The 26,339-nt window shown below is 64.3% G+C and carries 24 protein-coding genes; 16 read left to right on the plus strand and 8 right to left on the minus strand.

What is annotated here, in order from left to right; genetic code table 11:
• Positions 1–79 precede the first annotated feature (79 nt).
• The 6 genes from secY (at position 80) to rplQ (ending at position 4,852) form a co-directional block, all read left to right on the plus strand.
• Positions 80–1,444, plus strand: coding sequence for a preprotein translocase subunit SecY (gene secY, locus XM53_RS15735; protein ID WP_057795020.1), 1,365 nt, complete (start codon positions 80–82; stop codon positions 1,442–1,444).
• Positions 1,441–2,085: an adenylate kinase gene (locus XM53_RS15740; RefSeq protein ID WP_057795021.1), complete on the plus strand. Its 645-nt coding sequence runs from the start codon at positions 1,441–1,443 to the stop codon at positions 2,083–2,085. The genes secY and XM53_RS15740 overlap by 4 nt, the downstream gene beginning before the upstream one ends.
• Before the next feature lie 261 nt (positions 2,086–2,346).
• On the plus strand, positions 2,347–2,715 hold the full coding sequence (gene rpsM, locus XM53_RS15745) for a 30S ribosomal protein S13 (RefSeq protein ID WP_057795022.1): 369 nt from the start codon (positions 2,347–2,349) through the stop codon (positions 2,713–2,715).
• 15 nt (positions 2,716–2,730) lie between these two features.
• A complete protein-coding gene (gene rpsK, locus XM53_RS15750; RefSeq protein ID WP_007817184.1) occupies positions 2,731–3,120 on the plus strand; it encodes a 30S ribosomal protein S11 in 390 nt (129 codons plus the stop codon).
• A gap of 117 nt (positions 3,121–3,237) precedes the next feature.
• Positions 3,238–4,254, plus strand: a complete 1,017-nt coding sequence (locus XM53_RS15755) for a DNA-directed RNA polymerase subunit alpha (RefSeq protein ID WP_057795023.1) — start codon at positions 3,238–3,240, stop codon at positions 4,252–4,254.
• 169 nt (positions 4,255–4,423) lie between these two features.
• The gene (gene rplQ / locus XM53_RS15760) at positions 4,424–4,852 is read left to right on the plus strand and encodes a 50S ribosomal protein L17 (protein ID WP_057795024.1); all 429 of its coding nucleotides are present in this window, start codon (positions 4,424–4,426) and stop codon (positions 4,850–4,852) included.
• Positions 4,853–4,931: 79 nt separating this feature from the next.
• Here rplQ and XM53_RS15765 read toward each other — a convergent pair whose 3' ends face one another.
• Both XM53_RS15765 and XM53_RS15770 read right to left on the minus strand, forming a co-directional pair.
• Positions 4,932–5,387: a host attachment family protein gene (locus XM53_RS15765; protein WP_057795025.1), complete on the minus strand. Its 456-nt coding sequence runs from the start codon at positions 5,385–5,387 to the stop codon at positions 4,932–4,934.
• On the minus strand, positions 5,380–5,625 hold the full coding sequence (locus XM53_RS15770; protein ID WP_057795026.1) for a hypothetical protein: 246 nt from the start codon (positions 5,623–5,625) through the stop codon (positions 5,380–5,382). The genes XM53_RS15765 and XM53_RS15770 overlap by 8 nt, the downstream gene beginning before the upstream one ends.
• A 188-nt stretch (positions 5,626–5,813) precedes the next feature.
• On the opposite strand from XM53_RS15770, the gene XM53_RS15775 reads away from it, so the two are divergent.
• The 6 genes from XM53_RS15775 (at position 5,814) to XM53_RS15800 (ending at position 14,547) form a co-directional block, all read left to right on the plus strand.
• Positions 5,814–7,199 (plus strand): trypsin-like peptidase domain-containing protein, encoded by a 1,386-nt coding sequence (locus XM53_RS15775; RefSeq protein WP_057795028.1) that lies wholly within the window; start codon positions 5,814–5,816, stop codon positions 7,197–7,199.
• 2 nt (positions 7,200–7,201) lie between these two features.
• A complete protein-coding gene (locus XM53_RS15780) occupies positions 7,202–8,533 on the plus strand; it encodes a replication-associated recombination protein A (protein ID WP_057795030.1) in 1,332 nt (443 codons plus the stop codon).
• 301 nt (positions 8,534–8,834) lie between these two features.
• Positions 8,835–10,448, plus strand: coding sequence for an ABC transporter substrate-binding protein (locus tag XM53_RS15785; RefSeq protein ID WP_057795032.1), 1,614 nt, complete (start codon positions 8,835–8,837; stop codon positions 10,446–10,448).
• Between the two features lie 191 nt (positions 10,449–10,639).
• Positions 10,640–11,596 (plus strand): ABC transporter permease, encoded by a 957-nt coding sequence (locus XM53_RS15790; protein WP_057795034.1) that lies wholly within the window; start codon positions 10,640–10,642, stop codon positions 11,594–11,596.
• Positions 11,597–11,605: 9 nt separating this feature from the next.
• The gene (locus XM53_RS15795) at positions 11,606–12,841 is read left to right on the plus strand and encodes an ABC transporter permease (RefSeq protein ID WP_144435565.1); all 1,236 of its coding nucleotides are present in this window, start codon (positions 11,606–11,608) and stop codon (positions 12,839–12,841) included.
• A 5-nt stretch (positions 12,842–12,846) separates the two neighbouring features.
• Positions 12,847–14,547 carry an ABC transporter ATP-binding protein gene (locus XM53_RS15800; protein WP_057795038.1) on the plus strand — a complete coding sequence of 567 codons (1,701 nt, stop codon included), beginning with the start codon at positions 12,847–12,849 and terminating at the stop codon, positions 14,545–14,547.
• Between the two features lie 75 nt (positions 14,548–14,622).
• Here the strand turns inward: XM53_RS15800 and XM53_RS23950 are convergent, their stop codons facing one another.
• From XM53_RS23950 to carB, 3 genes are all read right to left on the minus strand, one after another.
• Positions 14,623–14,745 (minus strand): hypothetical protein, encoded by a 123-nt coding sequence (locus tag XM53_RS23950; protein WP_268873930.1) that lies wholly within the window; start codon positions 14,743–14,745, stop codon positions 14,623–14,625.
• 109 nt (positions 14,746–14,854) lie between these two features.
• Positions 14,855–14,977, minus strand: a complete 123-nt coding sequence (locus XM53_RS23955; RefSeq protein ID WP_261391617.1) for a hypothetical protein — start codon at positions 14,975–14,977, stop codon at positions 14,855–14,857.
• Positions 14,978–15,197: 220 nt separating this feature from the next.
• A complete protein-coding gene (gene carB, locus XM53_RS15805; RefSeq protein ID WP_057795051.1) occupies positions 15,198–18,599 on the minus strand; it encodes a carbamoyl-phosphate synthase large subunit in 3,402 nt (1,133 codons plus the stop codon).
• Between the two features lie 152 nt (positions 18,600–18,751).
• On the opposite strand from carB, the gene XM53_RS15810 reads away from it, so the two are divergent.
• Together XM53_RS15810 and XM53_RS15815 are read left to right on the plus strand one after the other, a co-directional pair.
• Positions 18,752–19,876 (plus strand): aminodeoxychorismate synthase component I, encoded by a 1,125-nt coding sequence (locus XM53_RS15810; protein ID WP_057795054.1) that lies wholly within the window; start codon positions 18,752–18,754, stop codon positions 19,874–19,876.
• Positions 19,831–20,469 carry an aminotransferase class IV family protein gene (locus XM53_RS15815; protein ID WP_057795056.1) on the plus strand — a complete coding sequence of 213 codons (639 nt, stop codon included), beginning with the start codon at positions 19,831–19,833 and terminating at the stop codon, positions 20,467–20,469. Before XM53_RS15810 ends, XM53_RS15815 begins: the two co-directional genes overlap by 46 nt.
• A gap of 3 nt (positions 20,470–20,472) precedes the next feature.
• Here the strand turns inward: XM53_RS15815 and XM53_RS15820 are convergent, their stop codons facing one another.
• On the minus strand, positions 20,473–21,705 hold the full coding sequence (locus tag XM53_RS15820; protein ID WP_057795058.1) for an SAM-dependent methyltransferase: 1,233 nt from the start codon (positions 21,703–21,705) through the stop codon (positions 20,473–20,475).
• A 266-nt stretch (positions 21,706–21,971) separates the two neighbouring features.
• Between XM53_RS15820 and aspS the strand changes: the two genes are divergently transcribed.
• Entirely contained in the window at positions 21,972–23,750 is a 1,779-nt protein-coding gene (gene aspS, locus XM53_RS15825) for an aspartate--tRNA ligase (RefSeq protein ID WP_057795060.1), read from the plus strand.
• A gap of 108 nt (positions 23,751–23,858) precedes the next feature.
• Here aspS and XM53_RS15830 read toward each other — a convergent pair whose 3' ends face one another.
• A complete protein-coding gene (locus tag XM53_RS15830) occupies positions 23,859–24,296 on the minus strand; it encodes a VOC family protein (protein WP_057795062.1) in 438 nt (145 codons plus the stop codon).
• Positions 24,297–24,307: 11 nt separating this feature from the next.
• The gene (locus tag XM53_RS15835; RefSeq protein WP_057795064.1) at positions 24,308–24,784 is read right to left on the minus strand and encodes a hemerythrin domain-containing protein; all 477 of its coding nucleotides are present in this window, start codon (positions 24,782–24,784) and stop codon (positions 24,308–24,310) included.
• Between the two features lie 169 nt (positions 24,785–24,953).
• On the opposite strand from XM53_RS15835, the gene XM53_RS15840 reads away from it, so the two are divergent.
• The gene (locus tag XM53_RS15840) at positions 24,954–26,336 is read left to right on the plus strand and encodes a DUF1800 domain-containing protein (protein ID WP_057795296.1); all 1,383 of its coding nucleotides are present in this window, start codon (positions 24,954–24,956) and stop codon (positions 26,334–26,336) included.
• The last annotated feature ends 3 nt before the right edge of the window (positions 26,337–26,339 follow it).

The raw sequence follows: 26,339 nt of genomic DNA on the forward strand, positions 1-26,339 counted from the left end.
ATACACCCCTAGTTTTCCTTATAAACGCCGCCTGGCCGGAAAACGGTTCGGGCGGCGTTTGCATAACAAAGAGATCCGCATGGTATCTGCAGCAGAACAAATGGCGGCGAACACGAGCTGGTCCGCCCTGGGCAAGGCCACCGAGCTTCGCAAGCGCATCTTCTTCACCATCGGCCTGCTTATCGTCTATCGGATCGGGACGTATATCCCGGTGCCGGGCATCGACGGGGCAGAGCTGCGCAACTTCATGGAAGGCGCGGCATCGTCGATCGGCGGGATGCTGTCGATGTTCACCGGCGGGGCGCTGGGGCGGATGGGCGTCTTTGCGCTGGGGATCATGCCCTATATCTCGGCCTCGATCATCGTGCAGCTGATGACGGCGATGGTGCCGGCGCTGGAGCAGCTGAAGAAAGAGGGCGAGCAGGGGCGCAAGAAGATCAACCAGTACACGCGCTATGGCACGGTGTTCCTGGCGACGCTGCAATCCTATGGTCTGGCCGCATCGCTTCAGGCGGGGGACCTGGCGTCGGATCCCGGGTTCTTCTTTATTGCAAGCTGCATGATCACGCTGGTCGGCGGCACGATGTTCCTGATGTGGCTGGGCGAGCAGATCACCGCGCGGGGCGTGGGCAACGGCATTTCGCTGATCATCTTCGTGGGCATCATCGCCGAAGTGCCCGCCGCGCTGGCGCAGTTCTTTGCCAGCGGCCGGTCGGGCGCGATCAGCCCGGCGGTGATCATCGGGGTGATCGTGATGGTCGTGGCGACGATCGCCTTCGTGGTGTTCATGGAGCGCAGCTTGCGCAAGATCCACATCCAGTACCCGCGCCGCCAGGTGGGGATGAAGGTCTATGACGGCGGGTCAAGCCACCTGCCGGTAAAGGTGAACCCGGCGGGCGTGATCCCGGCGATCTTTGCCTCGTCGCTGCTGCTGCTGCCCGCCACGGTCAGCACCTTTTCGGGCAGCGACACGGGGCCGTTCATGTCGACCCTGCTGGCCTATTTCGGGCCCGGGCAGCCGCTTTACCTGGTGTTTTTCACGGTGATGATCGTGTTCTTCGCCTATTTTTACACCTACAACGTGGCGTTCAAACCCGATGACGTGGCCGACAACCTGAAGAACCAGAACGGCTTCGTGCCCGGCATCCGGCCCGGCAAGAAGACGGCGGAATACCTGGAATACGTGGTGACGCGGATCCTGGTGCTGGGCTCGGCTTACCTTGCGGCAGTTTGTCTCCTTCCGGAAATCCTGCGTGGACAGTTCGCCATACCTTTCTATTTTGGCGGCACCTCGGTCCTGATCGTGGTATCGGTGACCATGGACACGATCCAGCAGGTCCAGTCGCATCTTCTGGCGCACCAGTACGAGGGCCTGATCGAGAAGTCGCAGCTAAGCGGCAAGGGCCGTAAACGGTCGCGCAGAAAAGGGACAGGACGTCGATGAATATCATACTTCTCGGACCGCCGGGGGCCGGTAAAGGCACGCAAGCACATATCCTGGTCGAGGAGCGGGGCATGACCCAGCTATCGACCGGCGACATGCTGCGCGAGGCCAAGGACAGCGGCACCGAGATGGGCAAGGTCGTGGCCGACGTGATGGCCCGTGGCGACCTTGTGACGGACGAGATCGTGATCGGCCTCATTCGCGAGAAGATCAACGGCGAGAATGGCGGTGGCTTCATTTTCGACGGCTTTCCGCGCACGCTGGCCCAGGCCGACGCGCTGGCCGAACTGCTGGCTGAGACCGGCCAGACGCTGGATGCGGTCGTCGAAATGCGGGTGGACGACGAGGCGCTGGTGCAGCGCATCACGGCCCGGTCGACCTGCGGCAATTGCGGGGCGGTCTATAACGACATCACCAAGCCCTGGCCCGAAGATGGCAAATGCGCCAATTGCGGCTCGACCGAGGTGAAGCGGCGGGCGGACGACAACGAGGACAGCCTCAAGCAGCGGCTGATGGAATACTACAAGAAGACCTCGCCGCTGATCGGCTATTACTATGCCAAGGGCGACCTGGAGACGATCGACGGGCTAGGCGAGATCGACGAGGTGAAGGCCCGCATCGCGGGAGCGCTCAAGGGCTGAACGCCATCTGCGCGGCCCCGCTGAAGAGCCTTTATTCCTTGGGATTTCGCCGACAGGCACAATTCTCTTGACAGAGGGTTGACGCCTCGGGCGATTGCTTCTAGACGACACCATCTCTGACGAGAACATGATTCCCGCGCGGGTCGCGCCCGCCTAAGAATCGATCACCTGAATTCAGCTGCGGCCCGGAGCAATCGCCTCGGGCCTACGTTGTGAAAAAAGGGTCTGGAGCTACGGACCCGCAACGAAAGGACATGACACGTGGCACGTATCGCCGGCGTAAATATCCCGACCCACAAGCGGGTCCCGATCGCCCTGACCTACATCACCGGAATCGGCCAATCCTCGGCCAAGGCCATCTGCGAGGCCGTCAATATCGACCTGACCCGCCGGGTCAACGAGCTGAGCGACACCGAAGTGGTCGCCATGCGCGAGCATATCGACGCCAACTACATGGTCGAAGGCGACCTGCGCCGCGAAGTGCAGATGAACATCAAGCGCCTGATGGACCTTGGCTGCTATCGCGGTCTGCGCCATCGCCGCAACCTTCCCGTTCGCGGTCAGCGCACGCATACCAATGCGCGCACCCGCAAAGGCCCGGCGAAACCCATCGCCGGCAAGAAGAAGTAAGGGAGGGCAGAACCAATGGCACGAGATACCCGCCGGACCAAGAAAAAGGTCTCGAAGAACATCGCCACGGGCGTGGCGCATGTGAACAGCTCGTTCAACAACACCAAGATCCTGATCTCGGACGTGCAGGGCAACGCGATCGCGTGGTCCTCGGCCGGTACGATGGGCTTCAAGGGGTCGCGCAAGTCGACGCCCTATGCCGCCCAGATGGCCGCCGAAGATGCCGGCCGCAAGGCGCAGGAACACGGCATGAAGACGCTGGAAGTCGAAGTGCAGGGGCCCGGGTCGGGCCGCGAGAGCGCGCTGCGCGCCCTGGCTGCCGTCGGCTTCAACATCACGTCCATTCGCGACGTGACGCCGATTGCCCACAATGGTTGCCGCCCGCCGAAGCGTCGCCGGGTCTGAGACCGATTTTCTGGGTGGGGCCGCGTGAGTTTTCACGGCCCCATTCCGTTATTTTGAAACCTCGAGCGTCTCGGAGGCCTGTGGACATGGGGCCGGGGACAAGGATGGAGGGACCGCATGATCCATAAGAACTGGGCAGAATTGATCAAGCCGACGCAGCTTGAGGTGAAGCCGGGCAACGACCCGCTGCGCCAGGCGACCGTCGTGGCCGAACCGCTGGAGCGCGGCTTTGGCCTGACGATGGGCAACGCGCTGCGCCGCGTTCTGTTGTCGAGCCTTCAGGGCGCGGCCATCACCAGCGTGCAGATCGACAACGTGCTGCACGAGTTTTCCAGCATTGCCGGTGTCCGTGAAGACGTGACAGACGTCGTGCTGAACCTCAAGGGTGTCGCGATCCGCATGGAAGTCGAAGGGCCCAAGCGCCTGTCGATCTCGGCCAAGGGGCCGGGCGTTGTGACCGCGGGTGACATCGCCGACAGCGCGGGCATCGAGATCCTGAACAAGGAACATGTGATCTGCCACCTCGACGAGGGTGCGGACCTGTTCATGGAACTGACCGTGAACCAGGGCAAGGGCTATGTCGCCGCCGACAAGAACAAGCCGGAAGACGCGCCGATCGGCCTGATCGCCATCGACGCGATCTATTCGCCGGTCGTCAAGGTCAGCTATGACGTGCAGCCCACGCGCGAAGGCCAGGTTCTGGACTATGACAAGCTGACGATGAAGCTGACGACCGATGGCTCGCTGACGCCGGAAGACGCCGTGGCCTTTGCCGCGCGTATCCTGCAGGACCAGCTGTCGATCTTCGTGAACTTCGAAGAGCCGGAATCGGCGCAGCGTCAGGACGACGACGACGGCCTGGAGTTCAACCCGCTGCTGCTGAAGAAAGTGGACGAGCTGGAGCTGTCGGTGCGGTCGGCCAACTGCCTGAAGAACGACAACATCGTCTATATCGGTGATCTGATCCAGAAGACCGAAGCCGAGATGCTGCGCACGCCGAACTTTGGCCGCAAGTCCTTGAACGAGATCAAGGAAGTGCTGTCGGGCATGGGGCTGCATCTGGGCATGGATGTCGAGGACTGGCCGCCGGACAACATCGAGGACCTGGCGAAGAAGTTCGAAGACCAGTTTTAATCGGGGTGGGGTGAAACCCCACCCTACGGGTTGCCCGCCCCAGGGCGGACAACTTTCGGGTGACGCGCCGCTTTCCAAGCGACGCTTACCCCAAGGAGAGCCGGTGACACGCATCGCCGGCCGGACAAAGCAAAAACGCCCGTAGAGGGCACCAAATGGAGTAAGACACATGCGTCACGCACGAGGCTATCGCCGCCTGAACCGCACCCACGAGCACCGCAAGGCGCTGTGGGCGAACATGGCCGGCTCGCTGATTGAACACGAACAGATCAAGACCACCCTGCCGAAAGCCAAGGAGCTGAAGCGCGTGGTGGAAAAGCTGGTCACGCTGGGCAAGCGCGGGGACGTTCATGCCCGCCGCCAGGCTGCCGCGCAACTGAAGCAGGACATGCATGTCGAAAAGCTCTTTGACGTGCTGGGCCCGCGCTACAAGGAGCGTCAGGGCGGGTATGTCCGCGTGCTGAAGGCCGGTTTCCGGTATGGTGACATGGCGCCGATGGCGATCATCGAATTCGTCGAGCGCGACCGCGACGCCAAGGGCGCCGCCGACAAGGCCCGCGTCGCCGCCGAGGACATGGACGGGGACGACGAGGCATAAGCCCCGCTTCCCCCGACTGGGCATGAAAAACGCCGCCGGAGATGTCCGGCGGCGTTTTTGCGTCTGTGATCTTTTGCGGTCAGGACGCCTCGAGCTCTTTCTTGACCAGCTTCTCGATCTCGTCGACGGGATGGCCCGCGAGGTTCTTGGGAATCTCGCTAACCACTTTCGACGTGACCTCCTTGTGCATGTCGTCGCGCAGGTGGCCCAGCACCTTGGGCGCGGCGACGAGGATCAGGCGGTCATATTCGCCTTTGTGGGCCGCATCGTAAAGGATGTCGGACAGGTCGGCGGCGAAGCGTTCCTTTTGCAGCTCGTGCCAGTCGGTGTCGTCCAGTGCCGACATTTGCTGGACCCCGGTGTCCTGCATCCGGCCCGGGCGGTTGGCCGATTGCTCGATATCCGAGGGATTGTCCTGTTCCTCGGTGTCCATGACCTCGAAATTGGGGTCCTGGTGGTCGGTGAGGTTGCGCAGGAAAAGCGCCTTTTCACTGTCGGTGACCACGACCCAGGTGCCGTGCTTGAGCTCAGTCATCGCGTTTCTCCTTGCCGGTGCCGTGGTGGCCGCCGAGATTGCCTTGGCCCTCTTCGTCTTCCTTGGTGACGCGGGTTGCGCCGGCGTCCTCGCTCTTTGTCCGCTTCAGCGAGTCGCGCGTACCGACCTTGCGTTCGAGATTGCCGTCGGCGCGGCCTTGCTGGTCTGGGGTGGGGACGTCGTCGACGAATTCTTCGGTTTCGCTTTTGCCGTCCTTCGATCTGTATCTGTCAGCCATGGTGGTACCTCCTGTCGGGAAAACGCCGGGTGGGGCGGGGGGTTCCATCGGGTGGTGCGGGTGTCGAGGACGGGAGCGAGGGGCCAGCCCCTCGCGCACCCCGGGATATTTTTGGCCAGAGGAAGAGCGGGGGCGGTGCCTGTCTTGTCGCGCTTGCATCAAGGGCGCGGGGGGCGCATATCGGGGGCATGGTGAGATGGATCTGTGTCCTTGTCCTGTCCTTGACGCTGGCGGTGCCGGCGGGGGCGGAGATGCGCGTGCCCGAGAGCCGGGTCGAGATCAGCATGGGCTTTGTGCCCGTGGTCAAAGAGGCCGCGCCGGCGGTGGTGAACATCTATGCGCGGCGGGTTGTGAACACGCGGTCGAGCCCGTTTCGGGGCGATCCGTTCTTCGACGAGTTCTTTCGCGATTTCAGCGGGGCAAGGCCGCGGGTGGAAAACTCGTTGGGGTCGGGGGTGATCCTGAGCGCGGACGGGATCGTGGTGTCGAATTACCACGTGGTGGGGATGGCCACGGACATCCGCGTGGTGCTGAACGACCGGCGGGAATTCGAGGCGCGGGTGCTGCTCTCGGACGAGGAAAGCGACCTGGCGATCCTGAAGCTGGAGGGCGCGGAAGGGATGCCGGCGCTGGAGTTGCGCGACAGCGATACGGTCGAGGTGGGCGAGCTGGTGCTGGCGATCGGCAACCCGTTTGGTGTGGGTCAGACGGTGACCAGCGGGATCGTGTCGGGGCTGGCGCGATCGGGCGCGGCGACGGGCAATGCGCGGGGGTACTTCATCCAGACGGATGCGCCGATCAACCCGGGCAATTCGGGCGGGGCGCTGGTGGATATAGAGGGCCGGCTGGTGGGGATCAACACACGGATCCTGAGCCGGTCGGGCGGGTCGAACGGGATCGGCTTTGCCATCCCTGCCGCGCTGGTGGCGCAATTCGTGGCGCAGGCAGAGGCGGGAAACACCGCGTTCGAACGGCCCTGGGCCGGGATCAGCGGCCAGCCGGTGACGGCGGACATGGCCGAGGGGATGGGCCTGAATGTGCCGGGCGGGATCATCATTTCGCAACTGCATCCCGCGAGCCCGTTTGCCGCGGCCGGGTTCCAGGCGGGCGACGTGATCACGGCAGTGGACGGGCAGGCGGTGAACGCGGCGCCGGAGATGATTTACCGAATGTCGGTGGCCGGGATCGGCGGCGAGACGCGGGTGACGCGCGTGCGGGACGGCGCTGCGGAGGATGTGGTCCTGCGGCTGGGGGCCGCGCCGGAGGTGCCGCCGCGGGACGTGACCGAGACCGGCGCGCGGAGCGTCATTCCGGGGATGACGGTCGGCAATATCAACCCGGCCGTCATCGCCGAACTGGACCTGCCGCTGATGGCGGAGGGTGTCGTGGTGCTGGAGCCGGGGCGTGCGGGACTGCGGGCCGGGTTGCGGCAGGGGGATATTCTGCGCGGGATCAACGGCGCGGCTGTCGAGGTCCCCGGCATGGTGGAGCCGATGCTGGAGGCGAGCGGGCGGTGGCTGAGCCTGGATGTGCAGCGGGGCACGCAGCGCAGCACGCTGCGGTTCAGGCTGTAGCCATGGGCGATCTGTTCGATACCAACGCGAGCGCGAGGGACGACAAGGCGCATGACAGCGCGCCGCGCCCGCTGGCGGACCGGCTGCGGCCCAAGGCGCTGGCCGAGGTGATCGGGCAGGAGAAGGTGATCGGGCCGGATGGGCCGCTGGGCGTGATGCTGGCCTCGGGCAGCCTGACATCGCTGGTGTTCTGGGGGCCGCCGGGGGTGGGCAAGACCACCATCGCGCGGCTGCTGGCGGACGAGACGGACCTGCATTTCGTGCAGATCAGCGCGATCTTTTCCGGCGTGCCGGAACTGCGCAAGGTGTTCGACGCGGCCAAGCACCGGCGGGCGAACGGGCAGGGGACGCTGCTGTTCGTCGACGAGATCCATCGGTTCAACAAGGCGCAGCAGGACGGGTTTCTGCCGCATATGGAGGACGGGACGATCCTGTTGGTGGGGGCCACCACGGAAAACCCGAGTTTCGAGTTGAACGCCGCGCTTCTGAGCCGTTCGCAGGTTCTGGTGCTGGAGCGGCTGACCCTGGCGGAGTTGGAGCGGCTGGCGCAGCGGGCGGAGAAGGAGCTGGACCGGGCGCTGCCGCTGGACGGCGCGGCGCGCGAGTCGCTGCTGGAGATGGCGGACGGGGACGGGCGGGCGCTGCTAAATCTGATCGAGCAGGTGGCGGCGTGGAAGACCGACACGAAGCTGGACACCAATGCGCTGACTGCGCGGCTGATGAAGCGGGCGGCGCAGTACGACAAGTCAGGCGACGCGCATTACAACCTGATTTCCGCTTTGCATAAGTCGGTGCGCGGGTCGGACCCGGATGCCGCGCTTTACTGGCTGGCGCGGATGCTGGACGGGGGCGAAGACCCGCGGTACCTGGCGCGGCGGATCACGCGGATGGCGGTGGAGGATATCGGGCTTGCCGATCCGCAGGCGCAGGCGGTGTGCCTGCAATCGTGGGAAACCTATGAGCGGCTGGGCAGTCCGGAGGGGGAGCTGGCGCTGGCGCAGGCGGTCACCTACCTGGCGCTGGCGCCCAAGTCGAACGCGGCCTACGTGGCCTACAAGGCGGCGATGAAGGCCGCCAAGAAGACCGGGAGCGAGCCGCCGCCCAAGCATATCCTAAACGCGCCCACCGGGCTGATGAAAGAGCAGGGATACGGTGCGGGCTATGCCTATGACCACGATGCCGAGGACGCGTTTTCGGGGCAGAACTATTTTCCCGACACGATGGAGCGGCCCGAGCTGTACAAGCCGGTCGAGCGCGGGTTCGAGCGGGAACTTGGCAAGCGGGTGGCCTATTTTGCGAAGCTGCGGGCGCGCAAGGAAGACGCGGGGTCTTAGGCGAATCCCGGCGAACCGATGGGTCGGGTGCGCGGAAATGTCGTTTTTTGAACAGTCGGTCGCAGATCGGGCCGACGCGCGAAAACGCCTTGATTGCAAGAGGTTCAACAGCGTTGGCTAGTGATTTGAACGTGCGAAAAAAAATCGTGATGCGGCATATGAAGGCTGGAAGCGACATTTTTTTCGTGTTTTGGTAACATCATGTCGTAAATGAGCCGCCCGTTCAGGGGAAACGACGCAAAGCTGCTTTGAAGGGTCGCGCAAGATGACCTGAAAGACAGACTAGTCATAGGGAGACATCATGACTGATATCAAAGATCAAATGCTGCTGGATCGACTGGCAGCCGCGGCCCGCGAAGGCAAGATCTCTCGCCGGTCGTTCATGCATTACGCCGCCGCGGCGGGCCTGACGACCACGGCCGCGACCGGCCTGTGGACCGGCGCCGCGAAGGCGCAGCCCGCCAAGGGCGGGACGTTCCGCCTGGGGATGCACGACGGCAACACGTCGGACACGCACGACCCCGGCACCTACGTCACCTTCTCGATGATCCAGGTGGCACACACATATCGGTCCTACCTGACGCTGATCGAGCCCGATGGCTCGCTCGGGCCGGACCTGGCCAGCGAGTGGAGCGCGAGCCCGGACGCGAAGGAATGGACGTTCAAGATCAATGACAACGCCACGTTCCACAGCGGCAACAAGGTGACGGCGAACGACGTGATCGCGTCGATGAACCACCACCGCGGCGAAGAGACGACCTCGGCCGCGAAGGCGCTTTTGTCGGATGTCGAGGATCTGGTCGACAACGGCGACAACTCGGTCACGTTCAAGCTGGCGGCGGGCAATGCCGACCTGCCGTGGCTGATGACCGACTATCACCTGGCGATCGTGCCGGCGAACGAAGACGGCACGGCCAACTGGCAGTCGGGCGACGGGTCCGGCCCCTACAAGATGGAAGAGGCCGAGTTCGGCGTGCGCTACAGCCTGACCCGCCACGAGGGCTGGCACCTGGAAGGCGCCTATTTCGACGACCTGCAACTGATCGTTCTGAACGACCCGAACGCGCGCCAGACGGCGCTGGTGACGGGCGATGTGGACGCGGTGACGCAGCTGGAGCTGAAGACGCTGGCGCTGTTGCAGCGTGATCCGAACATCGAGATCGACGACGTGCCGTCGGCGGCGGCGATCACCATGCCGATGCTGTGCGACACGGCGCCGTTCGACAACGTGGATGTGCGCAACGCGCTGAAACTGTCGCTGAACCGCGACGAGCTGATCGAGAAGATCGCGTTCGGGGCGGCCACCAAGGCGAACGATTTCCACCATTCGCCGGCGATGCCGTATTTCCCGGAAGGGATCGAGCAGCGCGAATACGATCCCGACCAGGCGAAATCGCTGTTGCAGAAAGCCGGGGCCGAGGGCCTGACGGTGAACCTGAGCGTGGCCGACTCGGTCTTTTCAGGCGCGGTGGACATGTGCGTTCTGTTTGCCGAGCACGCCAAGCAGGCCGGCATCACCATCAACGTCAACCGCGAGCCCAACGACGGGTACTATTCCGACGTGTGGCTGAAAAAGCCGTGGTGCGTGGTGCAGTGGGGCGCGCGTCCGACGCCGGACGTGATGTATTCGCTGGCCTACAAGTCCGACGCGGCCTGGAACGAGAGCCGGTGGCAGAACGAGCGGTTCAACGAACTGCTGCTTCAGGCCAAGGCCGAGCTGGACGATGAAAAGCGGGCCGAGATGTACCGCGAGATGGCTATCCTGGCGAAGGACGATGGCGGCACGATCATCCCGTTCTTCCCGAACTTCGTCTATGCGCGGCGCAAGAACGTGCAGCACGGGCCGGACCTGGCGCCAAGCTGGCAGATGGATGGCGCGCGCGCCTGCAGCCGCTGGTGGTTCGCGGACGCATAAGAGGTTTTGCCCCGGCACACTGCTGCCGGGGCAAGCATTTGGAGGGGGCGGGTGACCGCCCCGTCCGGGCCGACGGGACGGCCGAGATAGCGCGAAAAGCGCACGGGGCACGTCAAAACGTCATAACAAAATAAGCTGTGCGGATGCGGCCCGGGACGGGCACGGCGGACGCCCAACAGCAGGAGGGACATATGGGAGACATCTTAACGCTTGTCGGCAAGCGTCTTGGTCTCGGGTTGATCATCCTATTGGTGATCTCGTTGATTATCTTCTTCATGGTCGAGCTTCTTCCCGGCGACATCGCGCAGGCGGTGCTGGGACAGTCGGCGACGCCGGAGAACCTTGCGGCGCTGCGCCGTGAGATGGGCCTCGACCAGCCCGCGATCGTGAGATACCTGGCGTGGCTGGGCGATGCCGTCACGCTGGATTTCGGCAGCTCGATCGTGACCGATGCGCGGGTGACCGAGATCATCGGGGAGCGGTTCATGAACACGCTGTTCCTGGCGGCCTACGCGGCCGTGATCGCGGTGCCGGTGTCGATTATCCTGGGCGTGATCGTGGCGCTGTTGCGGAACTCGATCTTCGACCGGGTGGCGAACGTAGTGTCACTGTCCTTCATCTCGTCGCCGGAATTCTTTCTGGGCTACATCCTGATCCTCTATTTCGCTGTCAAGTGGGGCATGTTCCCGGCCATCGCGAGCCTGAGCGAAGGGATGAGTTTCCTCGACCTGCTGGAGCGGACGTTCCTGCCGGCGCTGACGCTGGTGCTGGTGGTCATGGCGCACATGATGCGGATGACCCGCGCGGCGATCATCAACCTGCTGGCCAGCCCCTATATCGAGATGGCCCGGCTGAAGGGCGCGCCGCCCTGGAAGGTGATCGTGAAACACGCGCTGCCAAACGCCTGGGCGCCGATCATCAACGTGGTCGCGCTGAACCTGGCGTACCTGATCACCGGCGTGGTGCTGGTGGAGGTGGTGTTCGTCTATCCTGGCATCGGCCAGGCGTTGGTGGACGCGGTTTCCAAGCGCGACTTCCCCGTGGTGCAGGCCTGCTGCCTGATCTTCGCGGCGACCTTCATTCTTCTCAACCTTGCAGCCGACGTTGGTGCGATCCTCACCAACCCGCGCCTGCGGCACCCGAAATAAGGAGGGCGGATCATGATTTTTGTAATCCTCTACTTCGCCCTGCTGCTTGTGCTGTCTTGCGGGGCTGCCTACTACAATCAACGCTCGGCGTTTCTGCTGCTGTTCTCGCTGACACTGGTGTCGCTGGTGGTTGCGATCATCGGCGGGATCCCCGGGCTGCGGTTCATCTCGATTGCCGCGGGGATGCTTCTGGCGGCGGGCATGATGTCCTACGCGTTCCGCGAGTTTCTGACGGCACTGGCAAGCGACGAGATGGCCAAGGAGCTGCGCACCGCGCCGCTGACCGCGGCCTTCGGGATGTTCGTGATCTTCATCGTGGCGATCATGGGCATCTTCGCCCCGGCCATCGCGCCCTATGGCGAGGCCGAGATCGTCAGCCAGGCCTTTGCGCCGCCGGACAACAACATGCTGCTGGGCGCGGACCAGCTGGGCCGGGACATGTTCAGCCGCATCATCTATGGCGCGCGGAACACCGTGGCGCTGGCGCTGTGCGGCACGGTCCTGGCATTCATCCTGGGCGCCATGGCGGGCCTGTTGGCGGCGACCAAAGGCGGTTACTTCGACGGGTTCATGGGCCGGATGGCAGACGTGATCATGTCGATTCCGTCGCTGATCTTTGCCCTGCTGATGCTGTCGATCTTCGGCGGCTCGCTGGCATCGCCTCAGACCAGTTCCTGGCTGCTGTTCGGCTTTGCCGTCATCGTCGGGCTGCTGTTTCTGGCGGCGGCGGCCTATTCGCTTGTCAGCTGGCTGATCGGGGCGGCGATCGTCGCCGGGGTGGCCTTTGCCTTTGCGCTGGCCGGCACGACGATCTTCAACGCGTCGGAGATCATCCTGATCCTGGTGGTCGCGATCATCTACAGCCCGCGGGTGTTCCGCCTGACACGGGCGGTCGCGGGCAACGTGGTGGTGATGGACTATATCGAGGCCGCCAAGCTGCGCGGTGAAAAGAACTGGTACCTGATCCGGCGCGAGATCCTGCCCAACTCGACCGCGCCTTTGGTGGCGGAATTCGGGCTGGAGTTCTGTTTCGTATTCCTGCTGATCGCGGGCCTCAGCTTCCTCGGGCTCGGCATCCAGCCGCCCACGGCCGACTGGGGCTCGATGGTGCGGGAGAACGCGACGCTGATTTCGTTCGGTGAGATCACGCCGCTGATTCCGGCCGCGGCCATCGCGCTGTTGACCGTGGCGGTCAACTTTGTGGTGGACTGGATGCTGCACCGGTCCTCGGGCTTGAAGGAGTAAACGACATGGGCTTGAAGAAAACAGATGTCCTTCTGAAGATCCGGGACCTGAAGATCCAAGGGTATTCGGACGAAACCTGGGTCGACATCATCAAGGGTGTCGACCTGACCCTGCACCGCGGCGAGGTGATGGGCCTGATCGGGGAATCCGGTGCGGGCAAGTCGACCATCGGCGCGGCGGCCATGGGCTATGCCCGCGACGGCACGCGGATCGTGGAGGGCTCGTCGATCGAGTTCGACGGGATCGAGCTGACCACGTCGTCGGAGGCCGAGAAACGGGCGCTGCGCGGGTCGCGCATCGCCTATGTGGCGCAGTCGGCGGCGGCGTCGTTCAACCCGGCGCACAAGCTGATCGACCAGCACACGGAAGCCCCCGTGCAGTACCGCATCAAGAAGCGGCTGGAGGCGCAGGAGGACGCGATCGAGCTGTATGAGCGGTTGCGCCTGCCCAATCCGGGCGAGATCGGGTTCCGGTATCCGCACCAGGTGTCGGGGGGGCAGTTGCAGCGGGCAATGACGGCGATGGCCATGTCGTGCCGGCCTGACCTGATCATCTTTGACGAGCCGACGACGGCGCTGGACGTGACGACCCAGATCGAGGTTCTGGCGGCCATTCGCGATATCGTGGACCAGTTCAACACCGCGGCGATCTATATCACCCACGACCTGGCGGTGGTGGCGCAGATGGCCGACACGATCAAGGTGCTGTTGCGCGGCGAAGAGGTCGAGGAGGCGCCCACGGACCAGATGCTGGAGAATCCGCAGGAGGATTACACCAAGTCGCTTTGGGCCGTGCGCAGCTTTACCAGCGAGCAGAAGCACCGCCCGACGGATGGCACGCCGCCGCTGATCTCGGTCAAGAACGTGGACGCGTCCTATTCCAACGGGCCGAAGATCCTGGATGACGTGTCGTTCGACATCTACCAGGGGATGACAGTGGCCGTGGTGGGCGAATCCGGGTCGGGCAAGTCCACGACCGCGCGGGTGATCACCGGGCTGTTGCCGCCTAGCAAAGGCGAGGTGCTGTTCAAGGGCGAGCCGTTCCCGGCCAGTTACAAGGACCGCTCGAAGGACCAGTTGCGACAGTGCCAGATGATCTATCAGATGGCCGATACCGCGCTGAACCCCAAGGTGCAGATTTCGGAGATCATCGGGCGTCCGGCGCAGTTCTATTCGGGGCTGAAGGGCACGGCGCTGAAGACGCGGGTGGATGAACTGTTGGACCTGATCGAGCTGGAGCCGTCGAAATACTACAACCGGTATCCGCCCGAGTTGTCGGGTGGCCAGAAACAGCGGATCGGGATCGCCCGGGCGCTGGCGGCGGAGCCCAGTTTCATCGTCTGTGACGAGGTGACCTCGGCGCTGGACCAGCTGGTGGCCGAAGGCATCCTGCGGCTGCTGGACCGGCTGCAGAACGAGCTGAACCTGGCCTACATGTTCATCACCCATGACCTGGCGACGGTGCGGTCGATCGCCGACGAGGTGGTGGTGATGCAGAACGGGCAGGTGGTGGAACAGGGGCCGAAGGACGACATGTTCACGCCGCCGCACCATCCCTATACAGACCTGCTGCTGAGCTCGGTGCCGGAGATGGATCCGAACTGGCTGACCACGCTACTGGAGGAACGCGGCGTCGACAATATCGGCGACGCGGCCTCGGCCAAGATCGACCCGGACGACGACAAGGTCGAGGGTACGCAGGTCTGAGACTGACGATCAGGAACAAAAAACGGCGCCCCGAAAATAGGGCGCCGTTTTCTTTTCATGAATTCGTGCTGTGCGCTAGCCGGTGATGGCCATGCCCGACAGGACCATCGCGGCGACGATCAGGGCATAGACGATCACGACGGCCTGCCACGTGGCGCTGTGGGCCTGCAATTCGCGGATCAGTTGGTCACGGTTCATGGCGGGTATCCTTTTCAGAAGCGCCAAGGACGCCAAACGAGTCTCACGTTCAACGCCGAAGGGGAAAGAGGTCGGTTTTCGGACTGTGGCGCAGGGCGCCGGGGGAAGGTCAGCTGATGATGGCCGAGGCCGAGAAAATCAGCGTGCCGACGAGGATACCGTAGACCAGGACCACCGACTGCCAGGTGGCACTGTGCATACGAAGTTCCCGGTTCAATTCATCGCGGGTCATGATGGCCTCCTTTGGCTGGCGGTCGTTTCATATCGAACGCGTCTGTGCGTTCGTACCATCCACCTAGTCAAAAATTATGACGGCGCAATCCTTATTCGTTTCGAATTCTATGAAAATTGTGCATAGCCGCTCTGGCCGCAGAGCATGGCTGCGGAGATTCTGAAGAATTCCAATATTTTCAAAGCCTTGCGCGGGCCGGTCCCGCGCGAGGCATTTGCCATCAGGCGACGCCCTGTAGCGGCAATACCACAAGGTCGCCCTCTTGCCGGGCCTTCATGGCCAGTGCGGCGGCATGGGCGGCGGCTGCGGTCGTGTAATAGGGGATCTTGTCGTAGAGCGCAACCGAGCGAATCTCGCGGCTGTCCTCGACGGCCTGGATGCCCTCGGTGGTGTTCATCACGAGGCTGATCTGCCCGTCCTTGAGCATGTCCACGATGTCGGGGCGGCCCTCGTAGACCTTGTTGACGACCTCGCAGGCGATACCGTGCGCTTCGAGGAAGGCGGCAGTGCCGCGGGTGGCGACGATGGCGAAGCCCAGATCGACGAGGATCTGAGCGGTTTCCACCAGCTGGGGCGTCTTGTCGTCGTCCTTGATCGAGAAGAACACCTTGCCGCCGTCGGGCAGCACGACGCCCGCGCCCATCTGCGCCTTGAGGAAGGCGCGGGGGAAGGAGACGTCCCAGCCCATGACCTCGCCCGTCGAGCGCATTTCCGGCCCCAGGATCGTGTCGACGCCGGGGAAGCGGGCGAAGGGCATCACCGCCTCCTTGACCGAGAACCAGGGCATCGCGGGGTCGGCGAGCGTCATCTGATCGGCCATGGGCAGGGTGCCGGGCTTGGTGTCCGACGGGTAGGCGCCGCGATGCGGGAAGGCCGAGAGCGGCTCGCCGGCCATGAGGCGCGCGGCGATGGAGGCGATGGCGCTGTCCGTGGCCTTGGCGACGAAGGGCACGGTGCGGCTGGCGCGGGGGTTCACCTCGATCAGGTAGATGTCGTCGCCCTGGACGGCGAACTGCACGTTCATCAGGCCCACGACATTCAGCGCCTTGGCGAGCGCGCGGGTCTGGGCGTCGATCTCGTCGATGATGTGCTGGGGCAGGGTGTGGGGCGGCAGGCAGCAGGCGCTGTCGCCGGAATGCACGCCGGCTTCTTCGATATGTTGCAGGATGCCGGCGACGTGGACATCGGTGCCGTCGGAAAGTGCATCGACGTCGCATTCGATGGCGCCGGAGAGGTAGCCGTCGAGCAGCACCGGGCTGTCGCCCGAGACGATCACGGCCTCGTTGATGTAGCGTTCGAGCTGGCCCATGTCGCGGACGATTTCCATCGCGCGGCCGCCCAGAACGTAGGAGGGGCGGATTACCAGCGGGAAGCCGATTTCGTCAGCGATGGCCAGCGCCTCGGCGTCCGAGTGCGCGATGCCGTTCTTGGGCTGCTTGAGGTTCAGCTGGTGCACCAGCGCCTGAAACCGCTCGCGGTCTTCGGCGAGGTCGATGGCGTCGGGCGTGGTGCCGAGGATCGGGATGCCCTCGGCTTCGAGGTCGTTGGCAAGCTTGAGCGGGGTCTGGCCGCCGAACTGGACGATGACGCCGTGCAGGGTGCCGTTTTCCAGCTCGACCCGCAGGATTTCCATGACGTGCTCGAATGTGAGCGGCTCGAAATAGAGGCGGTCGGAGGTGTCGTAGTCGGTCGAGACGGTCTCGGGGTTGCAGTTGACCATGATGGTCTCGTAGCCGGCATCCGTAAGCGCGAAACAGGCGTGACAGCAGCAATAGTCGAACTCGATCCCCTGGCCGATGCGGTTGGGGCCGCCGCCGAGGATGACGACCTTCTTGCGGTCGGAGGGGCGCGCCTCGCATTCCACCTCGCCCATCATCGGGGCCTCGTAGGTGGAGTACATGTAGGGAGTCTGGGCCTCGAATTCGGCGGCGCAGGTGTCGATGCGCTTGAACACGGCCACGACGCCCTGCGCGTGGCGGGCGCGGCGTATGTCGGCCTCGGTAAAGCCGGTCAACTTGGCGAGGCGGGCGTCGGTGAAGCCCATCATCTTGAGGCGGCGCAGGCCCTTTTCGTCGGTGGGCAGGCCATCCTGCCGCACGGCGTCCTCGGCCTCGACGATTTCGCGGATGCGGGCGAGGAACCACGGATCATACTTTGTCGCGGCGAAGATCTCGTCATCCGACAGGCCGTGGCGCATGGCCTGGGCGATGGTGCGCATCCGGTCCGGGGTCTGCTGGCTGATCGCCTTGATGACGGCGGCCTTGGCGGTCGGATCGAGATCGGTGCCACTCGCCCCGGCCTCCGCGCCGGGGCCTCCGGCGGCGAGGTCCCCCCGGTTCAGGCCCGGGGCAGGCTGGGTCAAGCCCGGGACGGGAAGACCCGGAATGGCGATCTCGTCGAAACCGGTCAGGCCGGATTCCATCGACGCGAGCGCCTTTTGCAGGGATTCGTGGATGGTGCGGCCGATGGCCATGGCCTCGCCCACGGATTTCATCGCGGTGGTCAGGTGCGGCTCGGAACCGGGGAATTTCTCGAAGGCGAATTTGGGGATCTTGGTGACGACATAGTCGATGGTCGGCTCGAAGCTGGCGGGCGTGACCTTGGTGATGTCGTTGTCGAGCTCGTCGAGCGTGTAGCCGACAGCGAGCTTGGCCGCGATTTTCGCAATCGGAAAGCCGGTGGCCTTGGACGCCAGCGCGGAGGAGCGGGAGACGCGCGGGTTCATCTCGATCACGACCATGCGGCCATCCTCGGGGTTGATGGCCCATTGCACGTTGGAGCCGCCGGTTTCCACGCCGATCTCGCGCAGGACGGCGATGGAGCCGTTGCGCATGATCTGGTATTCCTTGTCGGTGAGCGTGAGGGCAGGCGCCACGGTGATCGAATCGCCGGTATGCACGCCCATCGGGTCGACGTTTTCGATGGAGCAGACGATGATGGCGTTGTCGGCGCGGTCGCGGACGACCTCCATCTCGTATTCCTTCCAGCCCAAGAGCGACTCGTCGATCAGGATCTGGCTGACCGGCGAGGCGTCGAGGCCGGATTTGCAGTAATGCTCGTAATCGGCGCGGTTATAGGCCACGCCGCCGCCGGTGCCGCCAAGGGTGTAGGCGGGGCGGATGATGGCAGGCAGGCCCACATGTTCGAGCGCGGCCATGCATTCTTCCATGGTCTCGGCGATGGTGGCCTTGGGGTTTTCGATGCCCAGACGGTCCATCGCCTCGCGGAACAATTTGCGGTCCTCGGCCATCTCGATGGCCTCTCGGTTGGCGCCGATCAGCTCGACGCCGAATTTTTCCAGCACGCCCATGTCGGCCACCGCGAGCGCGGTGTTGAGGCCGGTCTGGCCGCCCATGGTGGGCAGGAGCGCGTCGGGGCGTTCCTTTTCGATGATCTTGGCCACCACCTCGGGCGTGATCGGCTCGATATAGGTGGCGTCGGCCAGCCCTGGGTCGGTCATGATCGTGGCGGGGTTCGAGTTTACGAGGATGACGCGGTAGCCTTCCTCACGCAGCGCCTTGCAGGCCTGGGCGCCGGAATAGTCGAACTCGCAGGCCTGCCCGATGATGATGGGGCCGGCACCGATGATCATGATCGACTTGATATCGGTTCTTTTCGGCATGTGATCCCCCGGTGCGGCGCAAATTGTTGGCCTTATATTCATTACGCGGGACAGCGCAAGGGGCATCGGTCTTTGCACGGGATGCGACGTATTTCGCAGTGCACTCGGGGCCGCGATTGCATAGATATCCAGCCAAAGCGAAGGGAAGCCGCGTGCGAATCCGTTTTGATCATGGCCCCGAGGGGAGCGAATGCGCGTTCGAGCGCCCGGTCGAGGTGATCTCGGCGCGGGAGGCGGAGGATGTGCCCGCTGCGCTGGAGGCGATGGACGCGGCGCGGGCGGCCGGGCTGTGGCTGGCGGGATTCGCGAGCTACGAGCTTGGCTATGCGCTGGAGCCGAAGCTGGGGCACTTGATGCCCGCGCGGCGGCGGGTGCCGCTGGTGCAGTTCGGCGTGTACGAGGGGTTTGGGCCGGCGGCGGAGCTGCCGGAGCCTGCCGGGAGGCTGGACCATTTCGTGCCGCTTTGGTCGGAGGCGCGGTACAAGCAGGCGTTCGAGGCGGTCCATGCGCATATCTGCGCGGGCGATTTCTATCAGGCGAACCTGACATTCGCCTGCAGGATGGAGGCGGTGGGGACGCCGGGCGAGATATATGCCGCGCTGGCCGCGATACAGCCGGTGCGGTTCGGGGCGATGATCGAGGCCGAGGGGCTGCCCGCGATCCTGTCCCGGTCGCCGGAGCTGTTTTTTCGCACCGATGGGGCGGGGGGCATCGAGACCAAGCCGATGAAGGGCACGCAGCCGCGCAGTGACGATGCGGAGGAGGACGCGCGGCGCTGCCGGTTCCTGATGGAGGATGAAAAGAACCGCGCCGAGAACCTGATGATCGTGGATCTGTTGCGCAACGACCTGGGGCGGATCTGCGAGATCGGCAGTATCGAGGTGCCGGAGCTGTTCACGGTGGAGAGCCTTGCCACCGTGCATCAGATGACCTCGCTGATCCGGGGGCGGATGTTGGAAGGGACGGCGCTGTCTGGCGTGTTCCGGGCGCTTTTCCCGTGTGGGTCGATCACCGGCGCGCCCAAGGTGCGGGCGATGCAGATACTGGCGGGGCTGGAGGATGGCGCGCGCGATGTCTATTGCGGCACCATCGGCTGGGCCGCGCCGGACGGGCGGTCGGAGTTCAACGTGGCGATCCGCAGTTTGCTTGTGGAGGACGGACGTGCGACGCTGAACGTGGGCGGTGGCGTGGTCTATGACAGCACCGCCGCGTCGGAATACGAGGAAGCCCTATGGAAAGCCCGCTTTGCCCGCCGGCTGATCGCGGATTTCGCCTGATCGAGACCGGGCTGTGGACGCCTGATGAAGGGTTGCACCGCAAGGCGCTGCACCTGGAGCGTTTGCGGGCGAGCGCGGCGCGGCTGGGGATCGAGATCGCCGGGCTGGATGCGGCGCTTGAGGCGGTCGAGGCCAGCGGGCCAAGACGGTTGCGGCTGACGGTGGATGTGGAGGGCAAGGTGGAGGTTACCTTGCACGAGTTCACGCCCGAGCCGGAGGGGCGGGCGTGGCGGCTGGCGGTGTCGGACACGCGGCTGATCGCGACCGACCCCTGGTTGACGGTCAAGAGCACCGAGCGCGAGTTGTATGACCGGACGCGCGCAGACTTGCCCGAGGGGGTGGAGGAAGTGATCTTTCTCAACTCGGATGGCGCGGTCTGCGAGGGGACGATCACCAATATTTTCGTTGACCGGGGCGACGGGTTGGAGACGCCGTCGCTGAGTTGCGGTGTGTTGCCCGGTGTACTGCGCGCGAGCCTGATCGCGGAGGGCCGGGCGCGGGAGGCGGTGCTGACGCCGGCCGACCTGGCCGGGGCGCGGGCGCTTTACGTGGGCAATGCGCTGCGCGGGTTGATCCCGGCGCGGCTGGTTTAGCCGTTATTCTGCCGCGTGGCGTAGCTCTTCGGCGGCGGCATCGCTGTAGAGATAGTCGCGGGTGAGCGGCACGGCGTCCTGCCGGCGCGAGAGCTGGAACTGGAACACGACCTGGCTGTTGTAGCGGAACGTCGCCTCGCAGGCGAGAAGGTAGTAGCGCCACATGCGGCAGAAGCGGTCGTCATAGAGTTCGCGGGCGCGGTCTATGTTGGCCATGAAGCGGTCGTACCAGTGGCACAGCGTTTCGGCGTAATGCAGGCGCCAGACCTCGATATCGCAGCTGTGCAGGTCGTTGACCTCGATCGCGCGGGTCGCCTCGGAGAGAGCGGGGCAATAGCCGCCGGGGAAGATGTATTTCAGGATCCACGGGTTGGTGGTGCCGGGCGGGTCGGTGTGGCCGATGGTGTGGATGAGGGCGACGCCATCCTCGGCCAAGAGGTCGTGCACGGTGCGGAAATATTCGCGGTAATGCGGCACGCCCACATGCTCGAACATGCCCACGGAGACGATGCGGTCGAAGGTGCCGGTGACGGCGCGGTAATCCATCAGGTGGAACTGGACCTTGTCGGACAGCCCCGCCTCGGCGGCGCGGCGCGTGGCCAGCGCGTGCTGTTCCTCGGACAGCGTCACGCCCACGACCGTGACGCCGTAATCGCGCGCGAGCGTCAGCGCCATGCCGCCCCAGCCGCAGCCGATGTCGAGCACGCGCATCCCGGGTTTCAGTAAAAGCTTGCGGGCGATGTGGTGTTTCTTGGCCTCCTGCGCCTCTTCCAGCGTCATGTCGGGGCGGGCGAAATAGGCGCAGGAATATTGCCGGTCCTTGTCGAGGAAGAGGTCGTAAAGCTCTCCCGAGAGGTCGTAGTGGTGGGCCACGTTGGCCTTCGACCGCTTGGCCGGGTTGAACTGTTTCAACCAACGGCCGGCGTGGCGCATCAGGTCGAGCGGGCGGTGGAACCACGGGCTGCCCTGGCGGGCGATGTTGTCGACCGCGAGGCTGAGAAAGCCGCGCAGGTCGTCATCCGCGAGCGTGAGCGTGCCATCCATGTAGCCTTCGCCGACGGCCAGTTCGGGCGACAGGATGATCTTGCGGGGCAGGGTGGGGTCGTGAAGGGTCATCGCGACGGAAGGCGTACCGCCGTCGCCATAGCGCCGCGTGGTGCCGTCGGGATAGGTCAGGCTGAAATCGCCTTTGCGAAAGAGATGTGTGACGAACACATCGAGCATCTTGGTCCACATGGCTCACCCCCATTTCTTCGCGCGCCCGCAGTGGCGCATCTGCTGGTGAGAAACCTGCCGGTGTCGCGGTTTTCCGCGTCTTTTCCGCTCGATAGCCGGAATCTTTGCGCAAAATTAACTTTCTGTAAATGTTTTAAGACGGGCCCGGGTTCCGCACGGGCGGGAAATAGCCTTGCAGGCCTTGACTTTGCCGCCCCGCCAAGGTGTATCGGCGCGAACCGAATTGCACGCGAAATGGGCAGTTTCAGCCGCCCGGAGAGGACCTCATGCACGCATATCGCAGCCATACCTGCGCCGAGCTGACGAAATCGAATGTCGGGGACAGTGTTCGCCTGTCGGGCTGGGTGCACCGGATCCGCGACCATGGCGGGGTGCTGTTCATCGATCTGCGCGACCATTACGGCATGACGCAGGTGCTGTGCGATCCCGACAGCGCGGTGTTCTCCGAGGTCGAGAAACTGCGCAGCGAGTGGTGCATCCGTATCGATGGCGAGGTGAAGGCGCGCGACGAGAGCCTTGTGAACCCCAAGATCCCCACCGGCGAGATCGAGGTGTTCATTCGGGATGTCGAGGTGCTGGGCAGTGCCAAGGAACTGCCGCTGATCGTCTTTGGGGACCAGGAATACCCCGAGGAAACGCGGCTGCGTTATCGCTACCTGGACCTGCGGCGCGAGGCGATGCAGGAGAACATGAAGCTGCGCTCGGACGTGGTGGCCAGCATCCGGCGGCGGATGTGGGACATTGGCTTTCGCGAGTACCAGACGCCGATCATCACGGCATCGAGCCCAGAGGGGGCGCGCGACTTTCTGGTGCCGTCGCGCCTGCATCCCGGCAAGTTCTATGCGCTGCCGCAGGCGCCGCAGCAGTTCAAGCAGCTGATCATGGTCAGCGGCTTTGACAAGTATTTCCAGATCGCGCCGTGTTTCCGCGACGAGGACCCGCGCGCCGACCGCTCGCCCACGGATTTCTACCAGCTGGACATGGAGATGTCGTTTGTCGAGCAGCAGGACGTGTTCGACACGATCCAGCCGGTCATCAAGGGTCTGTTCGAGGAATTCGGCGGCGGCAAGGCGGTGGACGAAGAGTGGGAGCAGATCTCTTACCGCGATGCGGCGCTGTGGTATGGCACCGACAAGCCGGACCTGCGCAACCCGATCAAGATGCAGGACGTGAGCGAGCATTTCCGTGGCTCGGGCTTTGCCATCTTCGCCAAGCTTTTGGAGCAGGACGGCACCGAAATTCGTGCCATTCCCGCGCCCACGGGCGGCAGCCGCAAGTTCTGTGACCGGATGAATGCGTTCGCGCAGAAAGAGGGCCTGCCGGGGATGGGGTATATCTTCTGGCGGGACCAGGGCGACGGGATGGAAGCCGCCGGGCCCTTGGCCAAGAATATCGGCCCCGAACGCACGGAGGCCATTCGCGAGCAATTGGGCCTTGGCGTGGGCGATGCGGCGTTTTTCCTGGGTGGCAAGCCGGCCGCGTTCGAGCGCGTGGCGGGCAAGGCGCGGGTGACGATCGGCGAGGAGCTTGGCCTGACGGACGAGAACCGCTTTGCCTTTGCCTGGATCGTGGATTTCCCGATGTACGAGGCCGACGAGGAGTCGGGTGAGATCGACTTTTCGCACAACCCGTTTTCGATGCCGCAGGGCGGGATCGAGGCGCTTGAGGGCGACCCGCTGAAGGTGCTGGGGTACCAGTACGACCTGAGCTGCAACGGCTATGAGCTGGTGTCGGGCGCGATCCGGAACCACAAGCTGGAGACGATGATCAAGGCGTTCGAGCTGGCGGGCTATGACGAGGCGGAAGTGCGCAAGCGGTTCGGCGGCATGGTCGGTGCATTTCAGTACGGCGCGCCGCCGCACGGGGGTTGTGCTGCGGGGATCGACCGGATCGTAATGCTGCTGGCGGATGAGCAGAATATCCGCGAGGTGATCATGTTCCCGATGAACCAGCGCGCCGAGGACCTGATGATGAACGCGCCGAGCGAGCCGGCCAGTGATCAGTTGATGGAGTTGGGTTTGCGCGTTTTGCCGCGCGAGGAGTAGGCCGCGAGGCGTGAGGCGGGGGCGCGTGGGTTTTCACCCACCCTACGGGATTGGAGAGGTCCCGGGTCAAGCCCGGGACGGGGGCATTCGGGCGGGCTAGATCGGTTTTCAACCCATCCCTTTGTCTTGCAATTCCTGTTTGGCGCTTTGCGATTTCTTGAGGTCCAGGCCCATGCCGCGCAGCACCGCATCGGTCTTGGAAAACTGGAGGTCGGCGTATTCCACCACCTGGATGCGGTTGCCCCATGGGTCGCGCAGGTCAAGAAAGTCGGTCTCCATCACCTCGGCCCCGGCGGCGCGGGCGAGGTCGCGCACGCGGGAGCGGTCGTCGACCACAAGGCCGAAGTGACGGTGTTCGTCCCGGGGTTGGGTCTTGTCTTCGAAAAGGCCGATGAACTGGTCGCCCATGTCGAGGAACGCGTGGCCGTCGCCGCGTCCGCGCAACTCGAAGTCGAAGATGGCGCGCCAGAACTCCAGCGCGGCCTCGAGATCGCCGACTTCGAGGACGATGTGGTTGACGCCGACAAGGCGGGGTTTGTCCGGCACGCGGGGCTCCTTCAGTCTTCCAGGCTGTCTTCGCGCTTGTCGTCGATCAGGCCGCGTTCCTTGGATTTCCGTTTCTCGAAGCGTTCGCCGTAGCCTTCGATCTCGTCTTCGGGGATGACGTCCTGCGCGCGGGCGAAGACCTCGTCCTCTTCCTCGTCCATGTGGTGTTCGTAGTCGTGCTTGAGCGTCTTGAACCGGTTCAGCCAGCCGGGTGACGCCATGTCGCCCTCGTTCAGCTCTTCCATTATGTCGTCGAGCTGCTGGTGTTCATGCACCGAGTGGCGCGCGGCGTCCTGGCCCCAGGTCTTGGAGATGAGCTTGGAATAGAACGTCTCTTCCTCGGCGGCGGCGTGCGATTTCACATCCTCGTAGAACTCCTTCCACGCGGATTTGCGGTCGTCGCTGTCGCCGGTGGTGTCTTCGATCCGGGTGAGCAGGGCGCGGTGGTTGTCGTGGTCGGCGCGGATGGCGTCGTAGATGCTGGGCATGGCTGGACCTCGGGTTTGGCTTTCGGGAGCGAACGCGCGGCATGGCGAGCGGGTTCCCGATCGATGCGTAACTTGTTGCCGAGCCGCGAGGGGACATAGAGCATGGCGCGTGGAATCCTGTAGGATGTCCCCTAGATGACTCGCATACGCGTTGCCGGAGAAAATGCCGATGCCGTTTGAGCCCAACCGCGCTGCCATTCGATTTGGCTGTGGTCTTTCGCCGGAGATCGCCGCGCCGGTGGATGTGGACGCGATGCTGGCCGCGCTGGCAGGGCCGGACCGCGCGGCAGAGCGGTTTCCCGTGGCCGGGTTCGACGTGGTGGGACGCGCCACTATTGCCGTGCAGCAGGCCGGGCGAGAGTTCCGCGACGCCAAGAGCGAAGACGCGCGCGTTGCAGCACGTGAGACGCGGAGAAAGCATCTTCGCGGTCTGCGCGAAAAGGCCGGAGGCTGGGTTCGCAATGCGCTGTTGCGGCGTGCGTTGGCAGAGGACGGGTTTCGCGAACGGCTGGCATTCTTCTGGTCAGACCATTTCACCGCGATCGGCCGTGCGGGTCCGCTCAGCTTTGGCTACCTGCCCTACGTGGAGGATGCGATCCGCCCGCATCTTGACGGGCGGTTTGCAGACATGTTGAAGGCCGTAATCACGCATCCGTATATGCTGATCTATTTCAAGCAGCATGTCACGGCCGGGCCCAACAGTGCCGTGGGCCAGCGTCGAAACCTGTCGCAGGACCTGAACGAGAATCTTGGGCGGGAACTGATCGAGCTGCACACGCTGGGGGTTGGGGCGGAGTATAGCCAGGCGGATGTGCGTGCGCTTGCGGAACTGCTGACGGGGATGTCGGTCGAACGCGAGACCGAATTCTTGTTCCGGCCGCGCCTTGCCGAACCTGGTGCGCGGGAGGTGCTCGGCCGCGTCTATGGCGGCGCGGAGCTGTCCTTCGACAGGGTCGCGGCGGTGTTGGAGGACCTGGCCGCGCATCCGGCGACGGCGGCGCACCTGGCGCGTAAGCTGGCGGTGCATTTCACTGGTGACAGCCCCGACCCCGACATGGTCCGCGCGATGGCCGAAGCCTACCGCGCCAGCGATGGGCACTTGTTGGAGGTCTACCAAGCCATGCTGAGGCACCCGGCGGCATGGCACGCCGGGCCGGGCAATGTGAAGCAGCCGATCGATTTCGTTGGCTCCAGTTTACGGGCGTTGGGTGTTGCGTCTCGTCACGTGCCGGACGACTATCGCAAACTGAACCAGATGGTGCTGGGACCGATGGTGTTGATGGGCCAGGCCTGGGGTGCGCCGCTGGGGCCGGACGGCTGGCCCGAGGCGGACACCGCGTGGATCACGCCGCAGCGCATGGCCGCGCGGCTGCAATGGGGGATGTCGGTGCCGTTCCGCCTGATGCGGCTGCTGCCGGACCCGCGCGAGTTTGTCGAGACCGCGCTGGGCCCGGATGTGCCCGAGGCGGTCCGCTTTGCCGCGAAGGCGGCGGAAACGCGCGCCGAAGGCGTGGGGCTGGTGTTGGCCTCGCCGGCGTTCCAGAGGATGTAGGAC

Source organism: Roseovarius atlanticus (assembly GCF_001441615.1).
In the GTDB taxonomy this organism is placed as follows: Bacteria; Pseudomonadota; Alphaproteobacteria; order Rhodobacterales; family Rhodobacteraceae; genus Roseovarius; species Roseovarius atlanticus.

What these genes read in the sequence shown, in the direction of transcription:
- XM53_RS15785 (WP_057795032.1), top strand. Translation starts at nt 8,835, where the DNA reads ATGACTGATATCAAAGATCAAATGCTGCTGGATCGACTGGCAGCCGCG.
- XM53_RS15790 (WP_057795034.1), top strand. Translation starts at nt 10,640, where the DNA reads ATGGGAGACATCTTAACGCTTGTCGGCAAGCGTCTTGGTCTCGGGTTG.
- XM53_RS15770 (WP_057795026.1), bottom strand. Translation starts at nt 5,625, where the DNA reads ATGGCTGACAGATACAGATCGAAGGACGGCAAAAGCGAAACCGAAGAA.
- XM53_RS15755 (WP_057795023.1), top strand. Translation starts at nt 3,238, where the DNA reads ATGATCCATAAGAACTGGGCAGAATTGATCAAGCCGACGCAGCTTGAG.
- rpsK (WP_007817184.1), top strand. Translation starts at nt 2,731, where the DNA reads ATGGCACGAGATACCCGCCGGACCAAGAAAAAGGTCTCGAAGAACATC.
- XM53_RS15835 (WP_057795064.1), bottom strand. Translation starts at nt 24,784, where the DNA reads ATGCCCAGCATCTACGACGCCATCCGCGCCGACCACGACAACCACCGC.
- XM53_RS15815 (WP_057795056.1), top strand. Translation starts at nt 19,831, where the DNA reads ATGGAAAGCCCGCTTTGCCCGCCGGCTGATCGCGGATTTCGCCTGATC.
- XM53_RS15780 (WP_057795030.1), top strand. Translation starts at nt 7,202, where the DNA reads ATGGGCGATCTGTTCGATACCAACGCGAGCGCGAGGGACGACAAGGCG.
- aspS (WP_057795060.1), top strand. Translation starts at nt 21,972, where the DNA reads ATGCACGCATATCGCAGCCATACCTGCGCCGAGCTGACGAAATCGAAT.
- XM53_RS15820 (WP_057795058.1), bottom strand. Translation starts at nt 21,705, where the DNA reads ATGTGGACCAAGATGCTCGATGTGTTCGTCACACATCTCTTTCGCAAA.
- XM53_RS15740 (WP_057795021.1), top strand. Translation starts at nt 1,441, where the DNA reads ATGAATATCATACTTCTCGGACCGCCGGGGGCCGGTAAAGGCACGCAA.
- XM53_RS15765 (WP_057795025.1), bottom strand. Translation starts at nt 5,387, where the DNA reads ATGACTGAGCTCAAGCACGGCACCTGGGTCGTGGTCACCGACAGTGAA.
- XM53_RS23950 (WP_268873930.1), bottom strand. Translation starts at nt 14,745, where the DNA reads ATGAACCGTGACCAACTGATCCGCGAATTGCAGGCCCACAGCGCCACG.
- carB (WP_057795051.1), bottom strand. Translation starts at nt 18,599, where the DNA reads ATGCCGAAAAGAACCGATATCAAGTCGATCATGATCATCGGTGCCGGC.
- XM53_RS23955 (WP_261391617.1), bottom strand. Translation starts at nt 14,977, where the DNA reads ATGACCCGCGATGAATTGAACCGGGAACTTCGTATGCACAGTGCCACC.
- XM53_RS15775 (WP_057795028.1), top strand. Translation starts at nt 5,814, where the DNA reads ATGGTGAGATGGATCTGTGTCCTTGTCCTGTCCTTGACGCTGGCGGTG.
- XM53_RS15840 (WP_057795296.1), top strand. Translation starts at nt 24,954, where the DNA reads ATGCCGTTTGAGCCCAACCGCGCTGCCATTCGATTTGGCTGTGGTCTT.
- rplQ (WP_057795024.1), top strand. Translation starts at nt 4,424, where the DNA reads ATGCGTCACGCACGAGGCTATCGCCGCCTGAACCGCACCCACGAGCAC.
- secY (WP_057795020.1), top strand. Translation starts at nt 80, where the DNA reads ATGGTATCTGCAGCAGAACAAATGGCGGCGAACACGAGCTGGTCCGCC.
- XM53_RS15800 (WP_057795038.1), top strand. Translation starts at nt 12,847, where the DNA reads ATGGGCTTGAAGAAAACAGATGTCCTTCTGAAGATCCGGGACCTGAAG.